Genomic DNA, 1,268 nt, shown 5'->3' on the forward strand with positions numbered 1-1,268 from the left:
CCGTCGTCGGCAGCGTCAGATGTGTATAAGAGACAGCCCGACACCCCCGAGGCCGCGGACGTCGCCGCCACAGCGGCGAACAGCCACAACTCCGACGAGGGCGGCGGGCCCGTCGTGGCGGCCTCCTGACCCATGACCGTCGAGACCGGCCGGTCCGGGACGCCCCCGGGTGCGGGCCTGCTCGACGACGAGCACGCCGTCGTCAGGGGCCTGTGGCGAGCCGTCGACGTCTTCCGGGTGCTCGCCCTGGTCTACGCCGCGTACTCGGTCTGGGAGCGCCGCGCCGAGGTGGCCCACCCTGCGGTCGCGCTCTCTGTCCTCGGTCTGCTCGCCGGATGGACGGCGGCCCAGACCGCCCGGCCGATGCGCACGGTTCGCGCCTACACCGCCGAGCTCGCGATGGGCTGCGCCGCGATCCTCGCGACCCGCCTCGTCGACACTCCCGAGGTCATCACCGGAGGTGCCAAGACCATCCCGTCGATCTGGCCCTCCGCCGCCGTCGTCGGCTTCGCGATCCTGCGCGGCTGGCGCGGGGGTGTCGCGGCCGCCTCGCTCGTCGCCGCGAGCTCCTTCGTCGAGGTCGCCGAGCCGACCGCCAACACGGTCTCGAACTCGATCTTCGGGCTCCTCCTCGGCGGCTGCATCGGCTACTGCGTCGACCTCGCCCGCGCCAGCCACGCCACGCTCGCCGAGGCGATGCGGCTCGACGCGGCCCGCGCCGAGCGGGACCGCCTCGCGCGCACCGTCCACGACGGCGTCCTGCAGACCCTCGCCTTCATCCACCGGCGCGCCACCGACCTCGGCGGCGAGTCCGCGGCTCTCGGGGCCATGGCGGGGGAGCAGGAGCGCATCCTGCGGACACTCGTCAGCCAGACCGACCTGGCCGCGGTCGGTCGGGCGGTCAGCGGCGAGGCGGACCTGCGCACCCTGCTGCGCCACGTCGAGACCGACGACGTCCAGCTGGTGTCACCGGCCGATGCCGTCCTGCTGCCCCGACGCGTCGCCGACGAGGTCGTCGCCGCGGTCGAGGCGGCGCTCGACAACGTCCGCAAGCACGCCGGGGACGGCGCGCGCACGTGGGTGCTGCTCGACGACGACGGCCGCGACGTCGCCGTGACGATCCGCGACTCGGGTCGCGGGCTGAGCCAGGCCAGGCTCGAGGAGGCCGTCGACCAGGGCCGGCTCGGGGTCTCCTCGAGCATCAAGGGTCGCCTGGCCGACCTCGGTGGCCCTGTCTCTTATACACATCTGACGCTGCCGACGACGGA

General features: G+C 74.0%; 1 protein-coding gene. It reads left to right on the forward strand.

Annotation, left to right across the window (positions count from 1 at the left end):
* Positions 1-132: 132 nt before the first annotated feature.
* A partial coding sequence (macS, locus tag ACPYOM_RS21960) for a MacS family sensor histidine kinase (protein ID WP_481347583.1) occupies positions 133-1,268 on the forward strand: 1,136 nt, incomplete at its 3' end.

This window comes from Monashia sp. HAY1-2A, assembly GCF_056755315.1.